This is a genomic window from Bacteroides sp. AF32-8BH (genome assembly GCF_003435205.1).
Lineage (GTDB): Bacteria > Bacteroidota > Bacteroidia > Bacteroidales > Bacteroidaceae > Bacteroides > Bacteroides ovatus.
The window spans coordinates 873-5179 of the sequence record NZ_QVLZ01000089.1; the positions used below are offsets into that span (position 1 = coordinate 873).

A 4307-nucleotide genomic window follows, 5' to 3' on the forward strand; every position below is an offset into this window, starting at 1 on the left:
ATCCAGCTCGAAAGCCTCTCCGCCGAAATTGGGCGCCACCCTCACCAAGTCGGACTTGCCGTAGTTGAGCATCCGGTCAAGGTCGCCCGACTTTTCAAGGTCGTCGCGCTTCACGCCCCATTTCTCCTCCAACTCCTTCCAGTTGATCTTGCTCTCGTCGATGGGTTGGTAGCCCCGGTTGCTCTGCGCCTGCTGCGGGTTTTCCTGATTCTGTTCGTTTTTCTGTTCCATTTCTTCCTGTTTTTTAGGTTCGTCATCTTGTTTCTGTTCCGGTTGTTCCTGCTTTTCGGCGGACTGCTCCTCCTGTACTTTCTTTTCGTAGCCGGAGGTGTCCACCTTGTGGGGCGCAAGCATCTCCTTGTTGCCCTCGGGGTCTTTCAGCAAGTCCTTGATAACTTCCAGCAGCTTGTCGGCTTGGTCCGCCGCGACACGGTAGAAACCGAAGCGGCTGGGCTCCTTGCACTGCCGGAAGAAGTTCTTGAAGAAGTTGTCCAGCACGTCCCCGTGCCTGTCGAATTGCAGGAAACTCTGCGCGTTCTCCGCCTTTGCGGGGGTACGCTTGGGTGAGCCGTCGGCGTTAAGCCCGGCTACCACGCTAATCTCGCCCGTCTTCTCGTCGCGGACTATCAGCACGTCTTTTTCTGTTGTTTTCTTTGCCATTTGAAAAATGTTTTAATGGGTTATTTATTAAAGAAATTATGGATACGCGCCTTGTAGAAGGCTATATCTTCCTTGCGGAAATTCTTTACGTGTTCGGAGAGGAATGTCAGTACGTCCTCCTCGCTGTAATAGGTCTTTTTGCCGAGCGTCTTGTACGGCAATGCACCGATGCTGCGGTAGCGCTGCAGGGTACGCTTGCTTATCTGGAGCAGCATGCAGAGGTCTTGGTTGTCGAACATCCTGATACTTTCCATCGGGTTCGGGGCTTTGCCGGACGGTCGCAGGGAGAGCAGCAGCTCGTCCTGACGGTCGAGCCGTTCCATCAGCTTCTGCATCCAGTCCTCAAAATTGTTTCGTGTAAGCAGTTCCATATCTTATGTCCTCCTTCCTTTGGGTTTGCCGCCGCCCGTGCGCAGCGTGTGGTTGCGTTTCAGTTCCGTCAGTGTCGCTGCATCTTCTGCCACGGTGCAGTCTGCGAGCAGGCGGTCTATTTCCGACCGGCGGTAGCGGCATTTGCCGCGCAGCACGACATAGGCGATGCGCTGTTCGCTGCGCATACGTTGGAGGGTACGGGTACTCACGTTCAGCAGGTGCGCCGCCTCGCGGGTGGTGAGCAGCATGTCGGAAAACTCTCCCTTCCTCTCACCGGAAACGGCACGCACATAGACCGCTATCTCGGCTATCTGTTCCGTCAGGGCGGTGAAGGCGGAACTTTCAATCGTTATCACTTTCATATTTTGTCCTTTCTTTTGTTTCTCTGCGGCAAAATTCGGCAATAAACAAAAGGAGCTTTAACAACTCACTACGTGACTCACGTAAGATTTTCTTTGAAAGTGACTCCGTAACCCGGACAACCGGCGCAACAAACTGCCATATAGCGGAAAACGGCACGCATTCAAGGCGGCTGCGTTACCTTTGCGGTAAATCATTAAATGTTTTGGTATATGGAAATCGTATCTATCGAGAAAAAGACCTTCGAGATGATGCTGGCGTCATTCAACGCCCTCTCGGAGAAAGTCGCCGCCCTAAGGCGCAAAAGCGACGGCGGGCGGCTGGAAAGGTGGCTCACGGGCGAGGAGGTCTGCGGGCAGTTGAGAATCAGCCCGCGCACGTTGCAGTCATTGCGTGACAGGCGGCTTATCGGCTACTCGCAGATGAACCGCAGGTTCTATTACAGGCCGGAGGAGGTCAGGCGGCTTATTCCGCTTATCGGCACGATCTATCCCGATGGAAAATGACTCTGTTTTTATTAACCACTTAATCCGATGTTATGATGAACGAGAACAACGAGGTTTTCTCAATGGAGGACGAGCAGGTTGCCACCGCGATACAGAATATGCTCAAAGGCTCCAAATGGCTCTCCGCATTTTTGGAAAGTTACCGTCCGCCACTGGACGGGGAACATTACCTGACGGACAAGGAGGTGGCGGAAATGCTCCGGGTAAGCCGCCGCACCTTGCAGGAGTATCGCAACAACAGGATGCTGCCCTTTATCCTTCTGGCAGGTAAGGTGCTTTATCCCGAATCGGGACTGCGTGAACTGTTGGAGGCGAATTACCTCAAGCCGCTGGAATAAGGCGGTTGCATGAAAAAAAAAAGGAAACGGACAGCACCCGATGGCGTTGTCCGTTTCCTTTTTCGTTGTCTGTATGCGTGTTCAGCAATATCCGGTTTTCCCGTTCTGTATGAACATCACGTATGCCTGCCTCTTTTCCTTTGAGAGTGCCTTCTCCACCAGCCACATGCGGAACACGTGTGTATAGTATGTGTTCAGCCGGAAGGCTACTGGAATGATGATTTCAAGCGAGTAAACATCCGCGTACAGGCCGTTTTCAAGCTGTATGTAGCGGCATACCTCGTAGTCGTTCAGCACGTCCGACTTGCGGACGGCTTTGATGGCGGCGTTCACTGCCGGGACGGTGGCATGGAACTCTTCGGCGATTTCCCCGGCGGTCATCCATACCTCGTTACCGGTTACGCTGACCGTCTTGTCCTCTATAATGATTATGTCACGTTTCATGGCGTCTCTGTTTTAGATGGTACATCCTGCAAATTCCTCGATTTGGTTCAATCTTGCGGCAAGGTTCTCCATGTCTTGGTTGAGCTTCTCTTTGGTTATCTTCGCGTATATCTGCGTTGTCTTTATACTCTTGTGTCCCAGCATGGAACTGACTGTTTCGATGGGTACACCGTTGGAGAGGAACACCGTCGTGGCTGCCGTATGGCGGCTCTGATGCCACGTGATGTGCTTGGTGATGCCGCAACGCTTGGCGACGGCACGGATTCCGGCGAGGCACGTGTTGTAGTGGGGAACAGGGAAAATCCTGCCGTTTTCGCACAGCCCGCGGTATTTGTCGATGATTTGTTTCGCAATGTCAAGCAGGCGGATGTTAGACACCACGCCCGTCTTCTGGCGGTTGATGTTTATCCACTCGTGTTCATCGAAGTAGGTGCGGATGTTCTCTTCCGTCAAATTGCGCATATCGGCGAATGACAAGCCCGTGAAGGCGCAGAACAGGTAGAGGTCGCGGTATAGTTCCTGTTTGGCGTTCTTCAGTTTACCTTCCATCAGCAGGCGGATTTCGTCTTTGGTCAGGAAACTGCGTGTCGTTTCCTCCTTCTTGATTTCATACTCCCTGAACGGGTCGCGTGTGAGCCATTCGTTGTTGATGGCGATGAACACCATCGTCCGAAGTGGGCATACATACAGCCACACGGTATTGGTGCAGCAGTGTTTGTCCGTGCGCAGAAACATCTCGAAGTCGGAAATGAAAGCGGGGGTAAGCTCTTTCAACGCGATGTCCTTCACGTGGTAACGGATGTTGAGAAACTCTTGCAGGTGCTTGTAAACGGTCTTGTACTTCAAGAGTGTGCCTTTGGCTTTCATGCCTGCTTCCACCTGCTTGGCATAGTCCTCGTTGTGTTGCTGGAACACCTGCATCAGCGTGTGATAGCGGTGTTCCAGTCCGAGAAAGGCGTTCTTCACCTTCTCTGCCGTGACGAAGTTGTCACGCTCCATGATTTCCTGATAGTGCTTGTTGATGCGCACCCGCATCTTGTCAAGCATGCGGTTCGTTTCGAGTGCCGCCGTGCTTCTGCCCGTGACACGTCCCCCTTTGGTGTCCCACAACTTGGGATCGATGGTCAGTTTGCAACTGAATTGCGTCTGGCTGCCGTCCACCGTGATGCGTCCCATGACGGGAACCGTCCCGTCTTTTTTCACTACCTGACGTTTGAGGTAGTAAATAACTGAAAATGTACTCTTCATCGTCCTTAATTTTTTTGTTCAAAATTAGTTGGTGAAGAGCCCTCCTCTGATACGCAAATTGCGGAAGAACGGCGCAATCTTTTTTCGTTACCGGATTTTTTGCGTGAGTTGTCAGTAACTCACTAATCCTTAAAGCCTTGTTTCGTTATTCGTGTCCATTTCGTCACCTATTGAGCGTGGTTACGAACAAGTAACGTAGCTCCGTCTTGATTTGGCTTCGGCGTGGATTGTAATGGCTCTCGGAATAATTGGCAGCGTAAATGAAACCCCTGTAAATCAAATCCATTACCATATTCTTCCGCATTTCACTTTTTTGTAGTAACTTTGTGCCGTCGATATACTCCACATCAAGGCTGATGAAACCTTTATCGGCAAGGAC

8 protein-coding genes are annotated in these 4307 nt (G+C 51.8%); 2 read left to right on the top strand and 6 right to left on the bottom strand.

Translation table 11 applies throughout. The features are described 5' to 3' along the window. The 3 genes from DWZ47_RS30835 to DWZ47_RS29875 all read right to left on the bottom strand — a co-directional run. The coding region (locus DWZ47_RS30835) for a DUF4099 domain-containing protein (protein ID WP_199488171.1) at positions 1-660 on the bottom strand (660 nt) is incomplete at its 3' end. A 20-nt stretch (positions 661-680) separates the two neighbouring features. Further along, complete coding sequence (locus DWZ47_RS29870; protein ID WP_008616574.1) at positions 681-1031, bottom strand: helix-turn-helix domain-containing protein; 351 nt, start codon at positions 1029-1031, stop codon at positions 681-683. A 3-nt stretch (positions 1032-1034) separates the two neighbouring features. Then, positions 1035-1394 carry a helix-turn-helix domain-containing protein gene (locus DWZ47_RS29875; protein WP_009388859.1) on the bottom strand — a complete coding sequence of 120 codons (360 nt, stop codon included), beginning with the start codon at positions 1392-1394 and terminating at the stop codon, positions 1035-1037. A gap of 210 nt (positions 1395-1604) precedes the next feature. On the opposite strand from DWZ47_RS29875, the gene DWZ47_RS29885 reads away from it, so the two are divergent. After that, positions 1605-1898: a helix-turn-helix domain-containing protein gene (locus DWZ47_RS29885; protein WP_008645715.1), complete on the top strand. Its 294-nt coding sequence runs from the start codon at positions 1605-1607 to the stop codon at positions 1896-1898. 32 nt (positions 1899-1930) lie between these two features. Then, positions 1931-2236 (top strand): helix-turn-helix domain-containing protein, encoded by a 306-nt coding sequence (locus DWZ47_RS29890; RefSeq protein ID WP_008616581.1) that lies wholly within the window; start codon positions 1931-1933, stop codon positions 2234-2236. 81 nt (positions 2237-2317) lie between these two features. On the opposite strand, the gene DWZ47_RS29895 is transcribed toward DWZ47_RS29890, so the two are convergent. From DWZ47_RS29895 to DWZ47_RS29905, 3 genes are all read right to left on the bottom strand, one after another. Continuing rightward, entirely contained in the window at positions 2318-2680 is a 363-nt protein-coding gene (locus tag DWZ47_RS29895) for a hypothetical protein (RefSeq protein ID WP_004308431.1), read from the bottom strand. Between the two features lie 12 nt (positions 2681-2692). After that, complete coding sequence (locus tag DWZ47_RS29900; protein WP_004308432.1) at positions 2693-3928, bottom strand: site-specific integrase; 1236 nt, start codon at positions 3926-3928, stop codon at positions 2693-2695. Between the two features lie 163 nt (positions 3929-4091). Beyond that, positions 4092-4307: hypothetical protein (locus DWZ47_RS29905; RefSeq protein ID WP_117515654.1), on the bottom strand; the 216-nt coding region annotated here is incomplete at its 5' end.

Coding starts and splice junctions, on each gene's coding strand:
- DWZ47_RS29875 (WP_009388859.1), bottom strand. CDS start 1,394: ATGAAAGTGATAACGATTGAAAGTTCCGCCTTCACCGCCCTGACGGAA.
- DWZ47_RS29885 (WP_008645715.1), top strand. CDS start 1,605: ATGGAAATCGTATCTATCGAGAAAAAGACCTTCGAGATGATGCTGGCG.
- DWZ47_RS29900 (WP_004308432.1), bottom strand. CDS start 3,928: ATGAAGAGTACATTTTCAGTTATTTACTACCTCAAACGTCAGGTAGTG.
- DWZ47_RS29895 (WP_004308431.1), bottom strand. CDS start 2,680: ATGAAACGTGACATAATCATTATAGAGGACAAGACGGTCAGCGTAACC.
- DWZ47_RS29870 (WP_008616574.1), bottom strand. CDS start 1,031: ATGGAACTGCTTACACGAAACAATTTTGAGGACTGGATGCAGAAGCTG.
- DWZ47_RS29890 (WP_008616581.1), top strand. CDS start 1,931: ATGATGAACGAGAACAACGAGGTTTTCTCAATGGAGGACGAGCAGGTT.